Origin of the sequence: Sphingopyxis sp. JAI128 (genome assembly GCF_014207235.1) — a bacterium.
Lineage (GTDB): Bacteria > Pseudomonadota > Alphaproteobacteria > Sphingomonadales > Sphingomonadaceae > Sphingopyxis.
This window is the reverse complement of the sequence record NZ_JACHDA010000004.1, coordinates 238,294-259,093: the sequence shown is the minus strand read 5'-3', so window position 1 is coordinate 259,093 and position 20,800 is coordinate 238,294. Positions and strand designations below refer to the sequence as shown.

The 20,800-nt window shown below is 66.2% G+C and carries 19 protein-coding genes and 1 pseudogene; 15 read left to right on the top strand and 5 right to left on the bottom strand.

Annotation, left to right across the window (positions count from 1 at the left end):
* Positions 1-77 precede the first annotated feature (77 nt).
* The 4 genes from HDC35_RS11970 to HDC35_RS11955 all read left to right on the top strand — a co-directional run bounded on the left by HDC35_RS11970 (position 78) and on the right by HDC35_RS11955 (position 6,749).
* Entirely contained in the window at positions 78-827 is a 750-nt protein-coding gene (locus tag HDC35_RS11970) for a 16S rRNA (uracil(1498)-N(3))-methyltransferase (protein ID WP_184647027.1), read from the top strand.
* Positions 828-1,053: 226 nt separating this feature from the next.
* On the top strand, positions 1,054-2,964 hold the full coding sequence (locus HDC35_RS11965; protein WP_184647025.1) for a proprotein convertase P-domain-containing protein: 1,911 nt from the start codon (positions 1,054-1,056) through the stop codon (positions 2,962-2,964).
* Between the two features lie 2 nt (positions 2,965-2,966).
* Positions 2,967-5,324, top strand: coding sequence for a hypothetical protein (locus tag HDC35_RS11960; RefSeq protein WP_184647023.1), 2,358 nt, complete (start codon positions 2,967-2,969; stop codon positions 5,322-5,324).
* Positions 5,325-5,375: 51 nt separating this feature from the next.
* Entirely contained in the window at positions 5,376-6,749 is a 1,374-nt protein-coding gene (locus tag HDC35_RS11955) for a glutamate--cysteine ligase (protein ID WP_184647393.1), read from the top strand.
* On the opposite strand, the gene HDC35_RS11950 is transcribed toward HDC35_RS11955, so the two are convergent.
* Complete coding sequence (locus tag HDC35_RS11950; protein ID WP_184647021.1) at positions 6,746-7,024, bottom strand: hypothetical protein; 279 nt, start codon at positions 7,022-7,024, stop codon at positions 6,746-6,748. The two genes, HDC35_RS11955 and HDC35_RS11950, sit on opposite strands and share 4 nt — an antisense overlap.
* On the opposite strand from HDC35_RS11950, the gene HDC35_RS11945 reads away from it, so the two are divergent.
* On the top strand, positions 7,023-9,281 hold the full coding sequence (locus HDC35_RS11945) for a TonB-dependent receptor (RefSeq protein ID WP_184647019.1): 2,259 nt from the start codon (positions 7,023-7,025) through the stop codon (positions 9,279-9,281). The two genes, HDC35_RS11950 and HDC35_RS11945, sit on opposite strands and share 2 nt — an antisense overlap.
* A 39-nt stretch (positions 9,282-9,320) precedes the next feature.
* Here the strand turns inward: HDC35_RS11945 and HDC35_RS11940 are convergent, their stop codons facing one another.
* The gene (locus HDC35_RS11940) at positions 9,321-10,727 is read right to left on the bottom strand and encodes an isoprenylcysteine carboxylmethyltransferase family protein (protein WP_184647017.1); all 1,407 of its coding nucleotides are present in this window, start codon (positions 10,725-10,727) and stop codon (positions 9,321-9,323) included.
* A 230-nt stretch (positions 10,728-10,957) separates the two neighbouring features.
* Here HDC35_RS11940 and HDC35_RS11935 point away from each other — a divergent pair, with 230 nt between their 5' ends.
* On the top strand, positions 10,958-12,169 hold the full coding sequence (locus HDC35_RS11935) for a M23 family metallopeptidase (protein ID WP_184647014.1): 1,212 nt from the start codon (positions 10,958-10,960) through the stop codon (positions 12,167-12,169).
* Positions 12,099-12,566 carry a polymer-forming cytoskeletal protein gene (locus HDC35_RS11930; protein ID WP_409437948.1) on the top strand — a complete coding sequence of 156 codons (468 nt, stop codon included), beginning with the start codon at positions 12,099-12,101 and terminating at the stop codon, positions 12,564-12,566. Before HDC35_RS11935 ends, HDC35_RS11930 begins: the two co-directional genes overlap by 71 nt.
* 31 nt (positions 12,567-12,597) lie before the next feature.
* On the opposite strand, the gene HDC35_RS11925 is transcribed toward HDC35_RS11930, so the two are convergent.
* From HDC35_RS11925 to HDC35_RS11915, 3 genes are all read right to left on the bottom strand, one after another.
* Positions 12,598-14,349: a GGDEF domain-containing protein gene (locus HDC35_RS11925; protein WP_184647012.1), complete on the bottom strand. Its 1,752-nt coding sequence runs from the start codon at positions 14,347-14,349 to the stop codon at positions 12,598-12,600.
* Positions 14,350-14,412: 63 nt separating this feature from the next.
* Entirely contained in the window at positions 14,413-14,721 is a 309-nt protein-coding gene (locus HDC35_RS11920; RefSeq protein WP_184647002.1) for a DUF1905 domain-containing protein, read from the bottom strand.
* The gene (locus HDC35_RS11915) at positions 14,721-16,229 is read right to left on the bottom strand and encodes a YifB family Mg chelatase-like AAA ATPase (RefSeq protein WP_184647000.1); all 1,509 of its coding nucleotides are present in this window, start codon (positions 16,227-16,229) and stop codon (positions 14,721-14,723) included. The genes HDC35_RS11920 and HDC35_RS11915 overlap by 1 nt, the downstream gene beginning before the upstream one ends.
* A 163-nt stretch (positions 16,230-16,392) precedes the next feature.
* Here HDC35_RS11915 and HDC35_RS11910 point away from each other — a divergent pair, with 163 nt between their 5' ends.
* The 8 genes and pseudogenes from HDC35_RS11910 to HDC35_RS19660 all read left to right on the top strand — a co-directional run bounded on the left by HDC35_RS11910 (position 16,393) and on the right by HDC35_RS19660 (position 20,693).
* Positions 16,393-17,097 (top strand): TetR/AcrR family transcriptional regulator, encoded by a 705-nt coding sequence (locus HDC35_RS11910; protein ID WP_184646998.1) that lies wholly within the window; start codon positions 16,393-16,395, stop codon positions 17,095-17,097.
* A 61-nt stretch (positions 17,098-17,158) separates the two neighbouring features.
* A complete protein-coding gene (locus HDC35_RS11905) occupies positions 17,159-17,593 on the top strand; it encodes a VOC family protein (RefSeq protein WP_184646996.1) in 435 nt (144 codons plus the stop codon).
* Positions 17,594-17,617: 24 nt separating this feature from the next.
* A complete protein-coding gene (locus tag HDC35_RS11900; RefSeq protein WP_184646994.1) occupies positions 17,618-18,034 on the top strand; it encodes a DoxX family protein in 417 nt (138 codons plus the stop codon).
* The gene (locus HDC35_RS11895) at positions 18,031-18,249 is read left to right on the top strand and encodes a DUF4287 domain-containing protein (protein WP_184646992.1); all 219 of its coding nucleotides are present in this window, start codon (positions 18,031-18,033) and stop codon (positions 18,247-18,249) included. Before HDC35_RS11900 ends, HDC35_RS11895 begins: the two co-directional genes overlap by 4 nt.
* Before the next feature lie 30 nt (positions 18,250-18,279).
* Positions 18,280-19,236, top strand: coding sequence for an alpha/beta fold hydrolase (locus HDC35_RS11890; protein ID WP_184646991.1), 957 nt, complete (start codon positions 18,280-18,282; stop codon positions 19,234-19,236).
* A 31-nt stretch (positions 19,237-19,267) separates the two neighbouring features.
* On the top strand, positions 19,268-19,942 hold the full coding sequence (locus tag HDC35_RS11885; RefSeq protein WP_184646989.1) for a glutathione S-transferase family protein: 675 nt from the start codon (positions 19,268-19,270) through the stop codon (positions 19,940-19,942).
* Between the two features lie 31 nt (positions 19,943-19,973).
* Positions 19,974-20,270 (top strand): annotated as a pseudogene (locus HDC35_RS19665) (DUF1428 domain-containing protein); the annotation flags it as partial.
* Positions 20,271-20,339: 69 nt separating this feature from the next.
* On the top strand, positions 20,340-20,693 hold the full coding sequence (locus tag HDC35_RS19660) for a DUF1428 domain-containing protein (RefSeq protein ID WP_260397712.1): 354 nt from the start codon (positions 20,340-20,342) through the stop codon (positions 20,691-20,693).
* Positions 20,694-20,800: the final 107 nt, after the last annotated feature.

The window sequence follows — 20,800 nt, the reverse complement described above, 5'->3', positions numbered from 1 at the left end:
CGACCCGGATCGGGACAGCTTCGCCCCCCGCAAGGCAACAGATGCGCAAAATTTCGCGGTCTGCTATCGCCCCTCTCATGCCCGCCACGCCCGCCTGGCCGCCCGCCAGCACGCCCCGCCTGTTCGTCGACCAGCCCCTGGCGCTCGATGCCTCCGTAGCGATCGACGGCAATGCCGCGCACTACCTGCTGGGCGTCATGCGAATGAAGGCCGGCGATCCGGTCCTGCTGTTCGACAATCGCAGCGGCGAATGGCTCGCGATCGTTGCCGAGACGGCGAAACGTTCGCTGACGCTGCGCATCGATCGCCAGACCCGCGACATCGAGCACGTCCCCGACCTCTGGCTGTGCTTCGCGCCGGTCAAGAAAGCGCGGCTCGACTGGATCATCGAAAAGGCGACCGAACTCGGCGTCGCCCGGCTTCAGCCCGTCATCACCGAGCGCACGATCGTCGAACGCGTCAAGCAGGAACGGCTCGAGGCCCAGATCGTCGAAGCGTGCGAGCAATGCGGCCGCACCGCGCTCCCGGCGCTGGCCGACCCCGTCAAACTGCCGCAGCTGCTCAAAGGCTGGTCGGCGGACCGCACGCTGCTGTTCGCCGACGAGGCGGGAGGCGCGCCGCTCGCAGCGGTTGGCGCGCCCGCACCGGCGGCGATCCTGACCGGGCCCGAAGGGGGCTTTACGGCGCGCGAGCGCGATATGCTTCGCGCCCATTCCGCGGTTCGCCGCATCGCGCTCGGCCCGCGCATCCTGCGCGCAGAAACCGCGGCGATCGCCGCCGTCACCCTGTGGATGGGCCAGCATGGCGACTGGACTGGCAGGGAATAGGCACAGCCCGGGGCGACGCAGCCGCCTTGGGGTGGTGAGCCGGCATAGCCAAGCTTCGCCTACCCCCCCCCAAACTGTCCCACCCGCGCACAGAATTGACGCTAACCCACCGATTTTAACCCGATATTAGCTATCCGCAGCGCATAAGGGCGCCATGCAACGGCGGGACCAGAGCCGATACCGCTGGCGTGGGGGCCAGTGTTTGCAGTCTGTGCGGGTATGTCTCATGCTCGTTTGGCTGGCGTTGACGCTTGCCAGCAATCCCGCCGCCGCACAGACGACCACCAGCTACGGCAATACAACGACCGGAACGATCAGCGAAAGCGCGACGCCGTGCACCAGCCCGATGGTGCGCAATTTCACCGTCGCTGCCAATGCGCAGGTCACCGACGTCGATATCGGGGTCCAGCTGACGCATACCTATCGCGGCGACCTGCGCGCTACGCTCGTGTCGCCCTCGGGCACCGTGGTCAATCTCATCACCAATATCGGAACGAGCGCCGACAATCTGAACGTCCTGTTCGACGACAGCGCGGCGGCGAGCATCACGACGCATACGACGAACGATGCGACCGTCGCGGCTCCGCCCTATCAGCGCAGCTTCCGCCCGCAAGGGTCGCTCGCCGACTTCAACGGCGAAGACGGGACGGGCATCTGGCAGCTGATCATTTGCGACTCGCTCAACGGCGACAGCGGCGCCTTCGCCCGATCCGACCTTTTGCTGACGACGGTTCCGCTCACGCCTTATGCCGACCTGTCGCTGACCAAATCGGTCAGCAACGCCGCGCCGGCATTCGGTGCCAGCATCAACTACGTCCTCAGCGTGACCAATGCGGGCGCGTCGCCGCTGACCGCAACCGGCGTTACGGTTCAGGACACGCTGCCCGCCGGTTTCAGCTTCACCGGCGCCTCGGGCTTCGGCAGCTATAACAGAGCGACCGGCGTGTGGACCGTCGGCAGCATTCCGCCGGGGGTGACGCGGACGCTGACGATCAGCGGCACCGTCGCCGCGACGGCGGGCGCCAGCGTGACCAACATCGCCGAAATCAGCGCCTCCGCCGCCTTCGATCCCGACAGTTCGCCCGGCAACGGCACAGCGGGGGAGGACGATTATGACAGCGCGAGCTTCACCGTGTCGGGCACGCGCATCGCCGGAACGCCGCCGACGCTCGTCTGCCCGGCGGGCACGACAATCCACGACTGGGACAGCGTCAGTTGGGCGGCGGGCACGACGAGCGGCAGCCAGCCGCTCACCGCGATCGGCACGGCGAATTTCAATATCGCGATCAGCGGCGGCGCCTTCCTCAGCAATGCGACCTATGGCGGCCAGTCGCCGGCGCGGCAGAATGTCGTGACCGGCGGCTTGTCTCCCGCGCAACATTCGATCTTCCAGCTCGTCGATTTCACCAGCCAGGCGGGTATCGTCACCTCGACGATCACCCTTCCCACCGCGGTTCCGGGCGCGCAGTTCCGTCTGTTCGACGTCGACTACGCCTCCGGCCAGTTCGCCGACCGCGTGACGGTCACCGGCACGTATAACGGCGCGCCCGTCTATCCGCTCCTCAACAACGGGACCGCCAATTACGTCATCGGCAACAGCGCCTATGGCGATGTCCTGTCGGCCGACGGCAGCCCGGACGGTACCGTCGTCGTCACCTTCCAGGCGCCGGTCGACAGCATCACCATCGAATATGGCAGCCACGCCCTCGCCCCCGCCAACCCCGGACAACAGGGCATGGCGCTGCACGACATCAGCTTCTGCCGACCGGTGGGCGATCTCGCGATCGCGAAAACGAGCAGTATCGTCAGCGATCCGGTGAACGGGACCACCAATCCCAAGGCGATCCCCGGCGCGATCATGCGCTATTGCCTGCTGGTCACCAACAATGGCAGCGCGACCGCGACCGGGATCGACGTGGCCGATCCGCTGCCCGCGACGCTGGCTTTCGTCCCCGGCTCGCTGCGCAGCGGGACGAGCTGCGCGGGCGCCACCACGGTCGAGGACGACAATGCCGCCGGCGCCGACGAAAGCGATCCGTTCGGCGCCGCCTTCGCGGGCACCAGCGTTTCGGCGTCGACCGCCTCGCTCGGCCCCGCGGCGGCGATGGCGCTGGTCTTTAACGCGACCGTGAACTGACGATGTGGTCCCGCCCGACCGCCGCGCTCGCCGCCTGCGCGCTCGTCTTCGGCGCGGTGCCGGCCGCGGCGCAGCGCGTGATCGTCAATCCCTCGTTCGAATCGAACAATCCGCAGGGCGCGGGCGGCGCCAATTACGAAATTTACGCCAATGGCTCGGTGCCCGGCTGGGAATCGACCTCGGGCCAGATCGAGCTGTGGGATTCGGGGTTCAACGGCGTCCCCTCCCATGACGGATCGGTCCACGCCGAAATGAACGCGCATAACCCGGGCGCGCTCTACCAGAATATCTGCATGGTCAGCGGCGAGCCGATCGGCTGGACCTTCGCGCACCGGGCGCGCAGCGGCGGCCCTGCGACGCAGACCGCGCGCTTCCAGATCGCAAATGGTTCGGGCACGCTGATCCAGAACCTCGCGACCCAATCGTCGACCACCGCGAACCAGGTCTGGAATGTCAACAACGGCAGCACGACCTACAGCGGCGCGTCGGGGGTGCAGCGCGTCCAGTTCGTCACAACCGATGCCGGCAGTATCGGCAATTTCCTCGACGACATCCGCATCACGCTCAATCCCTTCGTCGAGCTGTCGACCGCCAGCGCCTCGGGGGTCGAATCGATCGCAAGCGCGAATCTGCCTCAACTGCGCGTCAACGGCACGCTCTTTGCCGCACGCACGGTCAATGTCAGCATCAACGGAGGAACCGCGACGCGCGGCAGCGACTATACGACCCCGAACGGCGCCGCGAATTTCACGGTGACGCTGCCCGCGGGGACCTATACAAACACGCTTGTGCCTTTGGGCATTAGCATCACCGACGATACCGGCACCGAGAGCAGCGAGACGATCGAGATCGCGTTGACCGGCGGTACCGGCTACACGCTGTCGAGCACCACAAGCTGCGGCGGCACGGCGGTCACCGCCGCAACCTATACGATCACCGACAATGATTCGCCCGTCGTCCTTGCCAAGGCGTGGGTCAACGGAATCGCGGGCGATGCAGTGAATCTTTCGATTGCGGGCGGCTTCCTGCCCGTCGGCGGCAGTTCGGCCGTCGGCGGGGCCAGCAGTAACGCGACCAGCATCGCGGTCGCGGGAAGCACGCTGACGCTGACCGAAAGCTTCGCCAGCGGCAGCGCCGCCAACTATAATTCCAGCCTCGAATGCCGCCGCAACAGCGACAATGCCATCGTCGCGACGTCGGGCAGCGGCCTCAGCCGCACCGTCACCATGCCTTCGGGCAGCGCGCTCACCTGCACCTGGACGAACAGCCGCAAGTCGGCGACGCTGGTCCTGCGCAAGACATGGACCAATGCGAAGCTCGCCGACGCCGCCACGCTCGCCACCACCGGCCTGATCAACAATGCCAGCTTCCTGTCGGTCGCCAACGCCGCGAACGAAACCGACACCAACGCCGCGGTCACGGTCTATGCCGCCGAGGCGGCAACGCTGTCGGAAAGCTTCTCGGTCGGCAGCGCCGCGCATTATAATGCCGCGCTGGCGTGCACGGGCAATGCCGCCGCGCTCGCGGGCAATCTGCTGACCGTGAGCGCCGCCGACACCGCGATTATCTGTACCTTCACCAACAATCGCATCGCGCAGCAACTCCGTCTCGCCAAGGCATGGAGCGGCGCAACGGCGGGACACAGCGCCGCCGCGACGACGAGCGGCGGCACCGCGAACGCCAGCTTCGCCTCGACCGCGCCCAATGCGGCGACGGGCAGCTATGTTACCATGCGCGCGGGCGACACCGTCACCTTGCCAGCCGAAACATGGGGCGGCGGCGCGGTCGCCGCGCTTTATAATGCAAGCGTCGAATGCGTCGGCGGCAGCCCGCTTGCCAACGGCCCGACCGGGCGCACGCTGACGATCGCGGGCAACACGATGCCGACGACCTGCACCTACACCAATGCCTATGTGCTGCCGCTCGCGATCGCCAAGACCTCGCTCGCCTACAGCGACCCCGTCAACGGCACGGCCAACCCCAAGCTGATCCCCGGCGGTCTCGCCACCTACACGCTGACGGTCACCGCGCCGGCGGGGACACAGGCGACGGCGGGCAGCGTCGTCGTCACCGACGCGGTCCCCGCGAATCTGGCACTGTTCGTCGGTACCTTCGCCCCCGGGCCCGGCCCGGTGCGCTTCGCGGCGGGCGCGAGCGGGCTCAGCTATGGCTTCACCAGCCTCGCGAGCACCGCCGATAACCTGGAATTTTCGAACGATGGCGGTGCCAGCTGGACCTATGCACCCACCCCCGATGTTCAGGGCGTCGACCCCGCGGTAACGCATGTGCGCGTCCGCCCGCAGGGGACGATGGCACCGGGATCGAGCTTCGCGATCGAGCTGCGTGCGATGGTCGAATAGGGGCGTTCACAGCCCGATTGCATTCTATACCGGATAGTCTAAATGCGCGAAATGAGCACGCGCACCGCTTCGGACAGCCACGATCCCATCGTCGAAAACCGCGACCAGCTTGCGGCCCCCATGATCAAGGGCGAAAAACCCCGCGAACAATGGCGCATCGGGACGGAACATGAGAAATTCGTCTATCGCACCGCCGACCACCGCGCGCCCTCCTATGACGAACCCGGCGGCATCCACGACCTGTTGATGGCGCTCACGCGCTTCGGCTGGGAACCGGTGATCGAGGGCGGCAAGGTCATCGCGCTCGCCGGCAGCGACGGCACGGTCAGCCTCGAGCCTGCGGGGCAGTTGGAACTGTCCGGCGCGCCGCTCGAAAATCTCCATCAGACCTGCGCCGAAACCGGTCGGCATTTGAAGCAGGTGAAAGAGGTCGGCGCCGAACTCGGGCTCGGCTTCCTCGGCCTCGGCATGTGGCCCGACAAGACGCGCGCCGAACTGCCGATCATGCCCAAGGGGCGCTACAAGATCATGCTCGAGCATATGCCGCGCGTAGGCGGTCTCGGCCTCGACATGATGCTGCGCACCTGCACGATCCAGACCAACCTCGATTATGCGAGCGAGGCCGACATGGTGCAGAAGTTCCGGGTATCGCTTGCGCTCCAGCCGCTCGCGACCGCGCTCTTCGCCTCCTCGCCCTTCACCGAGGGCAAGCCCAACGGCTATATGTCGTACCGCAGCCATATCTGGACCGACACCGACCCCGCGCGCACCGGCATGCTGCCCTTCGTGTTCGACCAGGGCTTCGGCTACGAACGCTATGTCGACTATATGCTCGACGTGCCGATGTATTTCGTCTTCCGCGACGGCAAATATATCGACGCCGCGGGGCAGAGCTTCCGCGACTTCCTGAAGGGCGAACTGCCCGCGCTACCCGGCGAGAAGCCCCGCCTCTCCGACTGGACCGACCATCTGTCGACCGCCTTTCCCGAGGTGCGGCTCAAGAGCTTCCTCGAAATGCGCGGTGCCGACGGCGGCCCGTGGAACCGCATCTGCGCGCTCCCGGCGCTGTGGGTCGGCCTCCTTTACGACCAGGGCGCACTCGATGCCGCTTGGGATCTTGTGAAGGGTTGGAGCATCGAAGAACAGCAGGCGCTCCGCGACGCGGTGCCCAACGAAGGCCTCGACGCCCCCGCGCCCGGAGGCGGCACGGTCGGCGAACTCGCGCATCGCGTCCTCGATATCGCCGCCGCGGGCCTCGCGGCGCGCGGCGAGGTCAATTCGATGGGCGACAATGAAGTCGGCTTCCTCGAACCGCTCCGCCGCATCGCCAAGAGCGGCAAATCCCCCGCGCACGACCTGCTCGACCGCTACGAAGGGCCGTGGGGCGGCGATTTGTCGAAAATCTACGATGAGCTGAGCTTTTAAAATCCACCTCGCCAGTCCCGCGAAAGCGGGAGCCCGGCCCAAATAAAAGCCGACGCGGCAGCGCCGTATCGCACGGTCGTCACTGGGTTCCCGCTGTCGCGGGACTGACGAAGGAAGGCATAATCCACGCGCGCAAAAGTGCAGCAAATGCGCAACACTGCTGCCACGAAAGTCAGCGGCGCGCGCTTCCGCGATTGATTGCGCACGCGCGGAAAGCCAAAGAGCGGTTGTTTTCGCACCTCTCCCATCGTCACATCTTTCAGGAAGCTCGCCATGCGCCACTTTCCTTCCGCTATTGCTATAAGCTTTGTCCTCGCCGCCGGCAGCTGGGCCGCCCCCGCTGCGGCACAGGAAGCCCCCGCCGCCGAAGAGGGCGGTCTCGGCGACATCGTCGTCACCGCGCAGCGCCGCGAGGAAAGCCTGCAGGACGTGCCCGTTGCCGTCTCGGTGCTGGCGGGCGATACGCTCGGCGCGATCACCTCGACCGGGTCGGATGTCCGCGTGCTCGCGGGCCGCGTTCCAAGCCTGAACATCGAAAGCTCGTTCGGCCGCACCTTTCCGCGCTTCTATATCCGCGGTCTCGGCAACACCGACTTCGACCTTAACGCGTCGCAGCCGGTCAGCCTCGTCTATGACGACGTCGTCCTCGAAAATCCGATCCTCAAGGGCTTTCCGATCTTCGACCTCGACCGCGTCGAAGTCCTCCGCGGGCCGCAGGGCACGCTGTTCGGCCGCAACACGCCGGCGGGCATCGTCAAGTTCGACACCGTCAAGCCCGGCAAGACCGGCGGCTACGCCCGCGTCTCCTATGGCCGCTACGGCACCAGCCAGGTCGAAGTCGCGGCGGGTGCCGCCGACGACAATGGCTTCTCGGTCCGTCTTTCGGGTATCTACCAGCATCGCAACGACTGGGTCGACAATATCGCGACCACGGACAAGAATGATCTTGGCGGCTATGACGACATCGCCGCACGGCTTCAGCTGCAATATGAAAATGGTCCCTTCACCGGCCGTGTGACCGGGCAGGTCCGCGTCTATGACGGTTCGGCGATCATCTTCCGCGCCAATACGCAGCTGCCGGGCAGCAACAAGCTCGTCGGCCTCGGCGGCGCGGGCACCGAATTCGAACGCGACAAGGTGTGGCAGGACGGGATCAATTTCCAGAAGCTCAACACCTATAACGTCGGGCTGAACCTCGAATATGATTTCGGGCCGGTGACGGCTTACTCGATCACATCCTATTGGAACGGCAATTTCCGCAGCCGCGGCGATATCGACGGCGGCTTCGGCGCGGTCTTCCTGCCCGAATCGGGCCCGGGCCTCATCCCGTTCCAGGCGCAGAGCCAGGACAATGTGCCGAGCCTCGACCAGTTCACGCAGGAGTTCCGCGTCGCGTCGAACAACAGCGGCGGGCTCGGCTATCAGTTCGGCGCCTTCTATTTCGACGAAAAGCTCGACATTTCGAGCTTCGAGTTCGGCGGCCCGACCGACGCCACCCCGTCGGCAATCGCGATCCAGCGCCAGGACAGCGAAGCCTATGGCATCTTCGGATCGGTCAATTATGAATTCGACAATGGCTTCAAGCTGCAGGCCGGTGCGCGCTACAATCATGACACGCGCGATTTCGTCGCCTCGCGCCCCGTCGAGACGCGCCCCGACTTCGTCGTCAACCCGAACACGCCGGTTCCGCCGCAGGCCGCCAAGGTCAAGGGCAAGCTGCTGACGTGGGACGCCAGCGCGACCTATGAAGCGTCGGACGCGGTGACGCTCTACGCGCGCGTCGCGCGCGGCTATCGCGCGCCGTCGGTGCAGGGCCGCCTGACCTTCTCGCGCGTTATCTCGACCGCCGATCAGGAAGAGACGATGTCCTATGAAGCGGGGATCAAGACCGCCTTCCTCGACAACCGTGTCCGCTTCAACCTGACCGGCTATTATTTCGACACCAAGGATCTTCAGCTGACCGCGGTTGGCGGCACGTCGAACGTCGCGAGCCTGCTTAACGTCGATGCAAAGGGCCATGGCATCGAAGCCGAGTTGCAGGCGGCCCCCGCAAAGGGCCTGACCTTTTCGGTCGGCGGCGCGTGGAACATCGCCGAGATCGACGATGCCAATGCCTTCGTCGCGGGCTGCGGCTCGGCGACGCCGTGCACGGTGCTCGACCCGCCGCGCGCCGGCAGCCCGGGCATCTTCTCGATCGACGGCAACCAATTGCCGCAGTCGCCGAAATGGACGCTCAACGCAACGGCGGGTTATGAAATCCCCGTCGGTGCCGGCGCGATCTATGCCTTCACCGACTGGTACTACCGCTCGAAGGTCCAGTTCTTCCTCTATCGCTCGGTCGAATTTTCGGACGACAAGCTGATCGAGGGCGGCGTCCGCGTCGGTTACAAGACCGACCGCTTCGACATTGCCGGCTTCGTGCGCAACATCACGGGCGATGAATCGCCGACCGGCGGCATCGATTTCAACAATCTGACCAGCTACGTCAACGAACCCCGCATCTACGGGATCGAGGCAGGCTTCAAATTCTGACGCATGACCTGGCCGCGCGGGAGGTTTCTCCCGCGCGGATCAGGCGACCGGCCCGACGCGCGGATCGGGCTCCAGCCGGACCAGCGGGCGCTTGCGGCCCGTCAACCTGGCGAAGAAGCGCGGGACCAGCGCATTGTCCTGCGCCCAGTTCCAGTAGGCGACATAGGCGGGATCGGCGAGGAGATGCTTCTCCTCGGTCTTGGCGCGCCAATAATAGACGCCGCTGACGAGGCCGAGCAGCACGACGTTGCGCGCGCCCTCGACCCAGCCCCCTGCGGTGACGAGGAAGGGGAGCGAGCCGACCCACCAGCTCAAATTCTTGGAAATATAGGCCGGGTGGCGCGTATATTTGTACGGCCCGTGCGTGATCACGCCGCGGTGCGTCAGGTTCGAAAAGCGAATGCCAAACGCCATCGTCGCCCAGCTGTAGACCGCGGTCAGGCCGACGAGCACGATCCCCCAAAGGATCATCAGAAGGTCGTGTCCTTGGAGCCAATAGCCCCAGTCCGACCCGTTCACTTGATAGTCGAGCGGGCCGCCGTTCATCAGGATGAAGGGCGGGTAACAGACGAGCGCGGCGACCCATGCCATGCCATAGGGGTTGGCGGTGCGGATATGCGCGTCGAGCGGCTTCAACGTCAGGATATAGCCGACGGTCGCGATATGGACGTCGACCAGATAGAGGAAATTGATCGCCCAGATGCCGGTCATATAGGGGTTCGCGAACACCTCGCTCATCGGCACCGTGACCAGTGAGGAGAAATTCCCCGGCACGATCGACAGCATGAAGGCCGTGAAAAACCCTTTCACCGCCCAGGCGCGCAGGTGATGGCCGATCGCGCGGCCATCGACCGGCTGCCCCGGTGCGATCAGCCAGCGGCCGAATTGCCAGCATCCGTCGCGCGGTTCGACCATGCGGCGGTCGAGCCACAGCATATAGGGCACCGAGACGAGCAGCAGCCAGGGCGCAACCGTTTCGAGCAGGTTCATCGAAAAGGCGTAATTGCCCTCCCAATAATAGCGCATCGTCGCATAGATGAGCGCGATCAGCCCCCAGGTCGCCCACATGCCGGCGAGCTTGGTCAGGCTGATATCGATCGTTTCGCGCCACGGACGGCGCAGCGACCAGTCGATCCCCGTCGACGGATTGCGGTGCACCTTGTCGACCAGCACCGACCACAGCACCATCGGCAAGCCGCAGGCGAGCACGCTCGCGATCGCCGAACTGGGCCCGTCCATCCGCCCGCGGTCGCCCCAGTCGATTCCGAGGAAGGCCGCGATGTCGGGCGCGAAACGGGCGATCGACAGATAGGCGACAAGCCCCGCCAGCCCGACGATACCCACCCCCGCGCTGACCGCCGAGCGCGGCCGCGCGCCGGCCTTTGCGAGCGGGTCGATCGCCGATTCGGCGGGACCGGAAGGAGCGGATTCGGCCATGATATTCATCCGCTTAGACCTAGCCAAAAATGGTAAGCAAGCCGTCAATGAATTTGGCCGATTCGCGCGCCATTTACTGCATAAATGGCAGCATTCGCCCATCTTGACACCGTTCACCGCATGATGGGTTCGACTCGCCCCGACTCGCAGCCCAAAGATTCGCGGAGTCGCGATCTCGCTGATAAGGCGCCATCCAAGTCGGGGCGGAGGGCTCCATAAAACTAAGACGGGGTCGTGACTTGTCTTCCAAAACGACGGGCCTGCGCCACTGGCGCCAGCGCGTATCCGCGCTGTTCCAGGACCATGAAATCTTCGTTCGCACGCACGGGCATGTCCGCTTTCTGCGTGTCAGTGCCGTCTGGCAAAAACGCGTTGCCCTGATCGCGGGGCTCGTCCTGCTTGCATGGGCGGGCGCGACATTGGCGGTGCTCGTCAACCAGTTGCTCACGGCCGACGAGCGGGCAGCCGTCGCGCAGCAGCAGGCCGCCGCTGCGGCGTCCGAGGCGCGAATCGCCAAATATCGCGACCGCGTCGCCGAAACCGCTGCCGACCTCGAAGAACGCCAGGCGCTGCTCGAAAGCGTCGCCGAAACCCATTTCGGGATCGATCCGTCTGCCGTTCCTGCCGAAGCCTCGACCAAGGCCGACGGCCACACCGCAACATCGACCGTGCCGATCAAGACGAGCGCGATCAACCCCGACTTGCCCCCCGAAGCGCGGGTCCTCGCGCGCCTCGAAGCGCGGCAGGAAGCCTTTTCGGCGCGCCTGCTCGCGGCGGTTCGCGGCCGGGTGACAAAGGCGGAAACCGCGGTCGCTGCGCTCGGCCTAAACCCCGATGCGCTCGTGCGCAGCGCCGCGGCGGGTCGTGGTGGTCCGTTCATTCCCTACCGCGGCCGGATGGGTAAGGCCAAGGCGCTCGGCCCAAGTTTCGCCGCGCTCGACGGCGCGCTGTTCCGCATGGAAGTGCTCGAACGCACGCTCGTCGCGGTGCCCTCGGGCAACCCCGCCAACGTGCTGATGATGTCGTCGGGCTTCGGCTATCGCCGCGACCCGTTCACGGGCGCTGGCGCAATGCATGCAGGCCTCGATTTCCGCGGTCCGATCGGCACGCCGATCCTTGCCGCCGCGCCCGGCCGCGTCAGCTTCGTCGGCGTCAAATCGGGTTATGGCAATGTCGTCGAGGTCGATCATGGGCAGGGAATCTTGACCCGCTATGCCCACTTGTCGGGTTTCACCACCAAGGTCGGTACGCAGGTTACCGCGGGCCAGCAAATCGCCAAAATGGGCTCGACCGGCCGTTCGACCGGCAGCCACCTGCATTTCGAAGTCCGCCTGAACGGCGAAGCGGTCAATCCACGCAGATTTCTGGAGGCAAAAGCCGATGTTCTCGAAGTCAAAGACGACGCCCGACAGCGAGTCGGTTCCGTCGCTGCCGCCCGCGGTGCCCGCTAAGATGGCGACCGGCGCACGTCACACGACCTTTTCGATTCTGGGATCGGATGTCGTCGTCACCGGCAATGTGGCCGCCAGCGTCGACCTGCATGTCGACGGCAAGATCGACGGCGACCTGAAATGCGCCAACCTTGTCCAGGGCGAGGCGAGCGAGATCAAGGGATCGGTCGTCGCCGAGACCGCGAAGATCGCCGGTCTGCTCGACGGCGCGATCGAGGCCAAGACGCTGATCGTCCACGCGACCGCGCGAATCACCGGCGACGTGACCTATGAAAATATCACGATCGAAAATGGCGGCAAGGTCGAGGGCAAGCTGAGCCATCGCCGTCACGGTGCGGCCGCCGCCAAGGCGCCGCCGCCGCTCGAGGTCGTCGAAAACAAGGCGGTCGGCATCTGACGCCGCGCCGCGGGCGTCGTACACGCGGCCTTCAATTCGAAATGGCGACCTCGCGGTCCTGCGGTGCGCCCGGTCCGTCGCGGTGCCGCTGGACGACGACCCTGTTCCGACCACCGTGCTTCGCATCGTAGAGCGCTCCGTCGGCGAGCCGGTAAAGCTGCCGGAAATCGCACGCGGGCCGGACCTCGGCGACGCCGACGCTGGCGGTAACCAACCGGTCGCCGATCGCGTCGCTATGATCGCATCCGGCAATGCCGCGCCGGATGCTCTCGGCGAACCGGCTGAGAATGATCCCCTCCATTCCGACCGTCAGCAGGCCGAATTCCTCGCCGCCCAGCCGCGCGACGGTGCACATCGGACCTTCCCAGCGCGCGATCCGCTGCGCGATGCCGCACAGCACGACGTCGCCGGCATCGTGACCATGGATGTCGTTGATCGACTTGAACCGGTCGATATCGACGAGCAGCAGGGCGGCAGGCAGGTTATCGGCGCGCGCGCGTTCGAGCAGCGGCGTTACGCTTTCGACGAAGCCGCGCCGGTTGGGCAAGCCGGTGAGCGGGTCGCGCCGCGCGAGCGCCTGTGCCTGTGCCTCGGCGCTCAGCGCATGATCGCGCTCGATCCTGAGGTGCGCCAGCCGGCGCGTCGCCGCAGCGGCCAGCCACAGCGCTTGCCAGGTCGCCGCGACGAGTATCAAAAGCTTGGATCCGCCACCCCAGAAGCCGTCATCGACATCGACGATATGGATGAAGGCAAGCATCGCCATCGGCAGCCCCCACGCCGCCAGGAAATCGCGCGCCTCGATCGATCCGCGGCGCCACGCCCAGCCGAGACAGATCGTGACGACCAGCAGATCGGCGATAACGACAAGGCCGAGACTATCGGCAAGCAGGCCGAGGCTGCTGCCGCGGATCAGCGCGAGCGGTATGCCCGCAAGCCCGACCCCGACACCAAGGGCCAAGGCCGTGGTCCTGAGCCACGCCGGCGCCGTGCCGCGATCGATCGCGGTCGCGGCGCTGACGGTTGCCAGCGCGATTGCAAGACAGGCGAGAAAAGTGCAGATTTGCGCAGTAACGGTTCCCGCCATGCCGGGCAGCAGCGCGAGATGGACCTGTGACCAGAGCCCGCCCCACAGCAGCATCGTTCCCGACCAGGCGGCTTGCCATGCGAGATATTGGCGGCGCACCGCAAAGGCGAGCGACAGGCTGTAGATACAGCTGACCAGCAACAGCGTCAGCGCCGCGCCGACCGCCGCAGCCATGCCTGCGGACTGCATCCCCGCCTCGCCGGTCGAAAGGATACGCGCGCGGACGAAGCGATGGCTCGAAAGACCATCGAAGCGCATGGTGACCGCGGTCAGTGCCACGTCGCGATCGGGAGCTTCGAACAGGATTTGACCGCCGGCCCGCCAGTGCGGCCCATAGTCGCCCGCGCGCACCTGCTGCCAGCGCGTCGCGCCGTCGGCATAGGAAAAGGCGACGGCCAGCCGGTCGAAACGCGATTGATGGACCATCAGCGCGATGTCGCCGCGCCGGGCGGCGGCTCCTTTGAGCGGCGCGCGCAGGAAGAGACTCCCCTGCCGATAGCCCGTAGGTGCTCCGCTGCATGAAAAGCGGATCGTCGACGCGATCGCGTCGGGCCGGTCCACGCCGCTTGTCGCATGACACAGGCTGCGATCGATATCGAGCGTCGCGGCGGCCGCCGGAACCGCCCACAAGGCAAGCGCAAGAAGCGCAAGGCCAAGCCGGCCGCACACCTGCCCCAAAATGTCTCCCGCCCCGGTCATATCCGCCCTATCGCACCAAAAGCTTAGAAAAAATATATTGCCATCGCGGAAAATCACGCGATTTCACCGCCGGTCGGCGCGTCCGATCCGCATGCTGACGTCGATCCGATCGCCGATACCGACCCCCTCGGCGCGCTGCACCGCAACCTTGAGGGGCAGCAGATAGCTTCCGTCGCGCGGGAAAAGCGAGGTCGTGAATTCGGTTTTGCCGACCGTCGCCACGACGGGCACAACGCCCCAGCCATAGCTTTCCGAAAGCGCGGCGTAGCGTATCTCGGCGACAAGATCGTCGGGGACCGCGGCAAACAGAAAGGGCGCGGGGCCCCGCCACTCGATGATCGCCGCGTCGAACCGGATGGGCTTTCCCGACATCAGTTTCTCGGCGCCTGCCGGCGATAGCTCAGCGCCTCGGCGATATGGATGCGCCCGACGTCGGCTGCCCCGGCAAGGTCCGCGATCGTCCGGGCGACCCGCAATATCCGCGTGTAGCCGCGTGCCGACAGCCGCATCGCTTCCGCCGCCTGCGCGAGCAGCTTGCGTCCCGGCTCGTCGGGCGTCGCCACCGCATCGAGCAGGTCGCCGTCGATTTCGGCGTTGGTTCGCGCCTTGTGCGCCGCATAGCGCGCCGTTTGCACATCGCGCGCCGCCGCGACGCGCGCGGCGACTTCGGCGCTGCCCTCGGCCGGCGGCGGCAGGACGAGGTCGGCAGCGCTCACCGCCTGCACCTCGACATGCAGGTCGATGCGGTCGAGCAGCGGCCCCGAGAGCTTCGCCTGATAGTCGGCGGCGCAGCGCGGCGCACGGCTGCATGCGAGCGCCGGGTCGCCGAGGTGCCCGCAGCGGCACGGGTTCATCGCCGCGACGAGTTGCACGCGCGCCGGGAAGGTCACATGCGCGTTGGCGCGCGCGACGCTGACCTCGCCCGTTTCGAGCGGCTGGCGGAGCGAATCGAGTACGCCGCGCTGAAATTCGGGCAGTTCGTCGAGGAACAGCACGCCGAGATGCGCGAGGCTTACCTCGCCGGGGCGCACGCGCAGCCCGCCGCCGACGAGCGCCGGCATCGACGCCGAATGATGGGGACTGCGAAACGGCCGGGCGCGAACGAGGCGCCCGCCCTCGAGCGTTCCCGCGACCGAGGCGATCATCGACACTTCGAGCGCTTCGGCGGGAGTGAGGTCGGGAAGAATGCCGGGCATGCACGCCGCCATCAGCGACTTGCCCGCACCCGGCGGCCCCGACATCATCAGGTTGTGCGCGCCCGCCGCGGCGATTTCGAGCGCGCGCTTCGCGGTCTCCTGCCCTTTCACCTGGCGCAGGTCGGCGGTCCGCGCCGGGATTTCGATCTCTCCGGGTATCGGCGGCGCGAGAGGTGCATGGCCCTTGAAATGATTGAGCAGTGCGAGGAGGTCGGGCGCGCCCAATACTTCGACATTGCCCGCCCAAGCGGCCTCGGGCCCCTGCGCGGCGGGGCAGATCAGGCCGCGCTCTTCGCTTCCAGCATGGATCGCGGCGAGCAGCACGCCGGGCGACGGCGCAACGCGCCCGTCGAGCCCGAGTTCGCCGACCACCACATAGGAAGCGAGCGTCTCGGCATCGATCACCCCCATCGCGCCCAGCAGCGCGAGCGCGATCGGCAAGTCGTAATGCGAGCCTTCCTTGGGCAGGTCGGCGGGGGAGAGGTTGACCGTGATGACCTTGGGCGGCAGCGACAGGCCGATCGCGGCGATCGCGGCGCGGACGCGCTCGCGGCTTTCGCCCACCGCCTTGTCGGGCAGGCCGACAACGACGAAGCGCGGGACGCCCGGCGTGATCTGGCACTGCACCTCGACCCCGCGGGCTTCGATGCCGAGATAGGCTGTGGTTGAAACGATCGCGACCATATCCCCCCCGGAACTGCGCCGATGTGCCCCCTTTGTTCCAGCTCCTCTTTAGGCGAAGCGGCGGGAAGGTCGAGTCTTTTTCGGACGTTGGCGAAAGTGTCGCGCAGCGTCGGCTCCGATTGCAGATTTGACAACATACCAACTAGTCGGTATGTCGATTCGCATGACGACGAATCAGCCTCCTTCGGTCCCGGCAGCAACCGCCGCCCGCGACGCCGCCCGGGCGGGCGGCGGCACCCCGGACCAGCGCGCGCCGCGCGGCAGCGCGCGGGCAAAGCTGATCGCAGCGGCGCATGCGACGGTGCGGAGGCAAGGCTATTCGGCGACGACGGTCGACCAGATCTGCGCCGCTGCCGGCGTGACCAAGGGCGCCTTCTTTCATCATTTCGCGTCGAAGGAAGAGCTGGCGGTGGCGGCGGCCGAGGGCTGGACCGAGCGCGCGCGACCGATGTTCGAGCTGGCGCCGCATGTGAAGCTCGACGATCCGCTGGATCGCCTGCTCGGCCATATCGATTTCCGCCTGTCGATGCTCGACGGACCCACCGAGGATTATACCTGCTTCGTCGGCACGATGGTGCAGGAAGCCTATGCGACGAGCGACCGCATCCGCGCCGCGTGCGAGGCGAGCATCAATGCCTATTGCGAGGCGCTCGCCCCCGACATTGCCGCGGCGATCGAAGTTTACGGCGCGCCCGAAGATGTCACCGCGATCGGCCTCGCGCAGCATGTCCAGTCGGTGCTGCAGGGCGCCTTCGTTCTGGCAAAAACGACGAACGACCCGGCGATTGCGCGCGGCACGGTCACCCATTTGAAGCGTTATGTTCGGATGCTGTTCGGGCGCGGAGGTGCCGGATCACGCGACAGGTAATTGCAGCCGCGCGCCGCCCACGCTGCCGTTCAAACCCCCACTACCCCCCAGGAGAGAGTAGATGCCCCAGATGATTTTCGTGAACCTGCCGGTCACCGACCTCGACAAGTCGAAGGCCTTTTACGAGGCGGTCGGCGCGGTCAACAACCCGGCCTTCACCGACGACACCGCCGCCTGCATGGTGGTCGAGGAAGGGTCGATCCACGTCATGCTGCTGACGCATGAAAAATGGGCGACCTTCACGTCGAAGGCGATCCCCGACGCGCACACGACGGCGCAGGTGCTGCTCTGCGTGTCGGCCGACAGCCGCGAGGAAGTCGACGGACAGGTCGACAAGGCGGCCAAGGCCGGGGGCAAGGCCGACCCGACCCCAACGCAGGATTTCGGCTTCATGTACGGCCGCAGCTTCGAGGACCCCGACGGCCATATCTGGGAAGTGATGTGGATGGACCCCACTGCGATCCCGACCGACGCCCCGGCAGAAGCCACGGCATAACGAGCGCATAGGGAGGAGGAAGAGATGACCGACGCAGTCCCCGCCAAGGGTCAGGCGATCGCAGGCCATGTTTTGAGCGGCCTTGTGATCCTTTTCCTCCTCTTCGACGCCGGGCTCAAGCTGGTGTCGCCCGAGACGGCGATCAAATATAGCCCGCCGGGCCTTGGCTGGCCGCTCGACGTGCCGACGATGACGATGCTCGGACTCCTGCTGCTGATCCCGACTTTGCTTTACATCTGGCCGCGCACCGCGATCCTCGGCGCAATCCTGATCACCGGCTATCTCGGCGGCGCGATCGGCACGCATGTGCGGATCGGCAGCCCGCTGTTCAGCCACAGCCTGTTCGGCGTTTATCTGGGCGTCATGCTGTGGGGCGGCCTGTGGCTGCGCGATTCCCGCGTCCGCGCGTTGATCCCCTTTTCGAAAGCAGCCGCGGCATGAGCTTCCAGGCCTATCTCGACAATGTCGAAGCCAAGACCGGAAAATCGGCGGACGCGCTGCAAGCCATCGCGATCGACAAGGGCCTTGCCGACGAAAGCGGCCTTGCCCCCGGCGTCAAGCCCGGCGCGATCATCGACTGGCTGAAGCGCGATTTCGATCTCGGCCACGGGCACGCAATGTCGATCGTCGCCTATTTCAAAGGCAAACGGAGCTAGGCTCCGTCTTACACAGAAGAGGATGGTTCGATGACACGGCGCTCTCCCCTCCCCAGGCTCGCCTCCGCCTTCGCCCTGGTCGCTGCCGCAGCGACGATCGCGGCCGCAGCGCAACCGGCGGCGGCGCAAATCGCCGGCGCAAGCCACCCAACCGCAAATGCCCCGCAAACGGGGCAGGTCGATGTCGCCGGCGCGGCGATCCATTATCAGCTATATGGCGACGTCCAATCCGGCCCTACCCCGCTGCTGATCCTGCACGGCGCCTTCATGTCCGCCGATGCGATGAAGCCGCTGATCGGCGCGCTCGCCGCATCGCGGCCGGTGATCGCGGTCGATGCGCGCGGTCATGGCCGGTCAGGCGGTGTCGATACGCCGCTGAGCTATGACCGGATGGCCGACGACGCCGCCGCCGTGCTCGACAAGCTCGGCGTCGAAAAGGCCGACGTCCTCGGTTACTCGATGGGCGGCTCGACCGCGGTCGCGCTGGCGGTGGGGCATCCCGACAAGATCGGCAAGCAGGTGATATTGTCGGCGACCTCGCGGCTCGACGGCTGGTATCCCGAAGTGCTGGCGGGCATTTCCAGACTGACCCCCGAAATCTTTGCGGGCAGCCCGATCGATGCCGAATATCAGCGCCTGTCGCCCGCCCCCGACAAATTCCCGAAACTGGTCGCCAACATCAAGGCGCTCGACGCGACGCCCTTCGGCTGGTCCGACGCCGCGGTGCAGGCGATCGCCGGCAAGACGATGGTAATCATCGGCGACGCCGACGGCGTCACGCTCGACCATGCGGTCGAGCTTTTCAAGCTGCGCGGCGGCGGCGATGTCGCCGCGGCGACGCAGGGCTTCCTGACCGCGGCGCCGAAGGCGCGGCTCGCGATCCTGCCTGCGACCTCGCACATCGGGATCATGGGCGAAATCCCCGCGATCGCGGCGATGGTCGTGCCTTTCCTCGACGACAAGGCGCCGCCGCCGCCGTCCTTCTGATCCCCAGCAAGAAAAACGAGAGGAGTTCCCCATGCCCGTCAATCCCGACAGCAGCCTTGAAGTCACCGCCTTCGACTGGGTCCCCGATTTCGCGCGCGGCTATGTCCGCGACCTGCGCCCGCGCTGGGCGTGCGAGGAAATCGGGCTCGACTATGCCGAACATCTGATCAGCGCGATCAACCGGCCCGCCGACCATTTCCTGTTCCAGCCATGGGGTCAGGTGCCGGTACTCAACGACGGCGGCATCCGCCTGTTCGAAAGCGGCGCGATCCTGCTCCACCTCGCCGAGAAGGATGCGCGGCTGATGCCCCGCGACGCGCAGGCGCGCGCCAACACGCTCGCGTGGCTGTTCGCGGCCTACAACAGCGTCGAGCCGATGCTGTTCGAACTCGGCAATGTCGATATCTTTTCGACCGACGAGGAATGGGCGAAGCTGCGCCGTCCGAGCCTGATCGAGTTTATTCAGGGCCGGCTCGGCCGCCTGAACGACGCGATCGGCGACAAGGATTATCTGACGGGCGAGTTCACCGTCGCCGACATCGCGATGGCGACCGTGCTGCGCGAAGCCGTCGAGGCCGGGCTGATCGCCGAGCAGCCGCGGTTGCAGGCCTATCTGGACCGTTGCCTCGCCCGCCCCGCCTTCCAGCGCGCGATGGACGCGCAACTGGCCGCCTTCAGCGAAGAAGCGGGTCCTCCCGCCGCCTGAAACCCCCTCCCACCCCCCAAGGAGAGACAAGATGACCTATGTAGAAGGATTTGTGGTCGCGGTGCCGACCGCCAACAAGGAAGCCTATCGCAAGCATGCCGCCGACGCGGCGCCCCTGTTCAAGGAATTCGGCGTCGCGCGCATGGTCGAATGCTGGGGCGACGACGTCCCCGACGGCAAGGTCAACGATTTCAAGGGCGCGGTGCAGGCCAAGCCCGACGAAACCGTCGTATTCAGTTGGTTCGAATATCCAGACAAGGCGACGCGCGACGCGGCGAACGAAAAGATGATGGCCGATCCGCGCATGCAGAGCATGGGCGAAGCGATGCCGTTCGACGCGAAGCGCATGATCATCGGCGGGTTCGATTCGATCGTCGACGATGCCGCCGACGGCAAGATGGGTTATGTCGACGGATATATCGTTCCCGTCCCCGACGGCAACAAGGACGCCTATCGCACGATGGCGCAACAGGCGTCCGAAGTGTTTCGCGATTATGGCGCGACGCGCGTCGTCGAGGCGTGGGCCGACGATGTCCCCGACGGCAAGGTAACCGACTATGCCCGCGCCGCGCACAAGAAGGACGGCGAGAGCGTCGTCTACAGCTGGGTCGAATGGCCGAACAAGGAAACGCGGGCCGCCGGCTGGGAAAAGATGATGACCGACGAGCGGATGAAGCACGACCCGGAAACCAATCCGTTCGATGGCGCGCGCATGATCTATGGCGGCTTCGCGCCGATCGTCGAGGCGTGATGCTCCGATCCTCCCTGTGCCGGAGGCATGGGGAGGTGGCAGCGGCGCAGCGCCGACGGAGGGGCTCGCGACGCACTGCCTCAGCCCCTCCACCATCCTTCGGATGG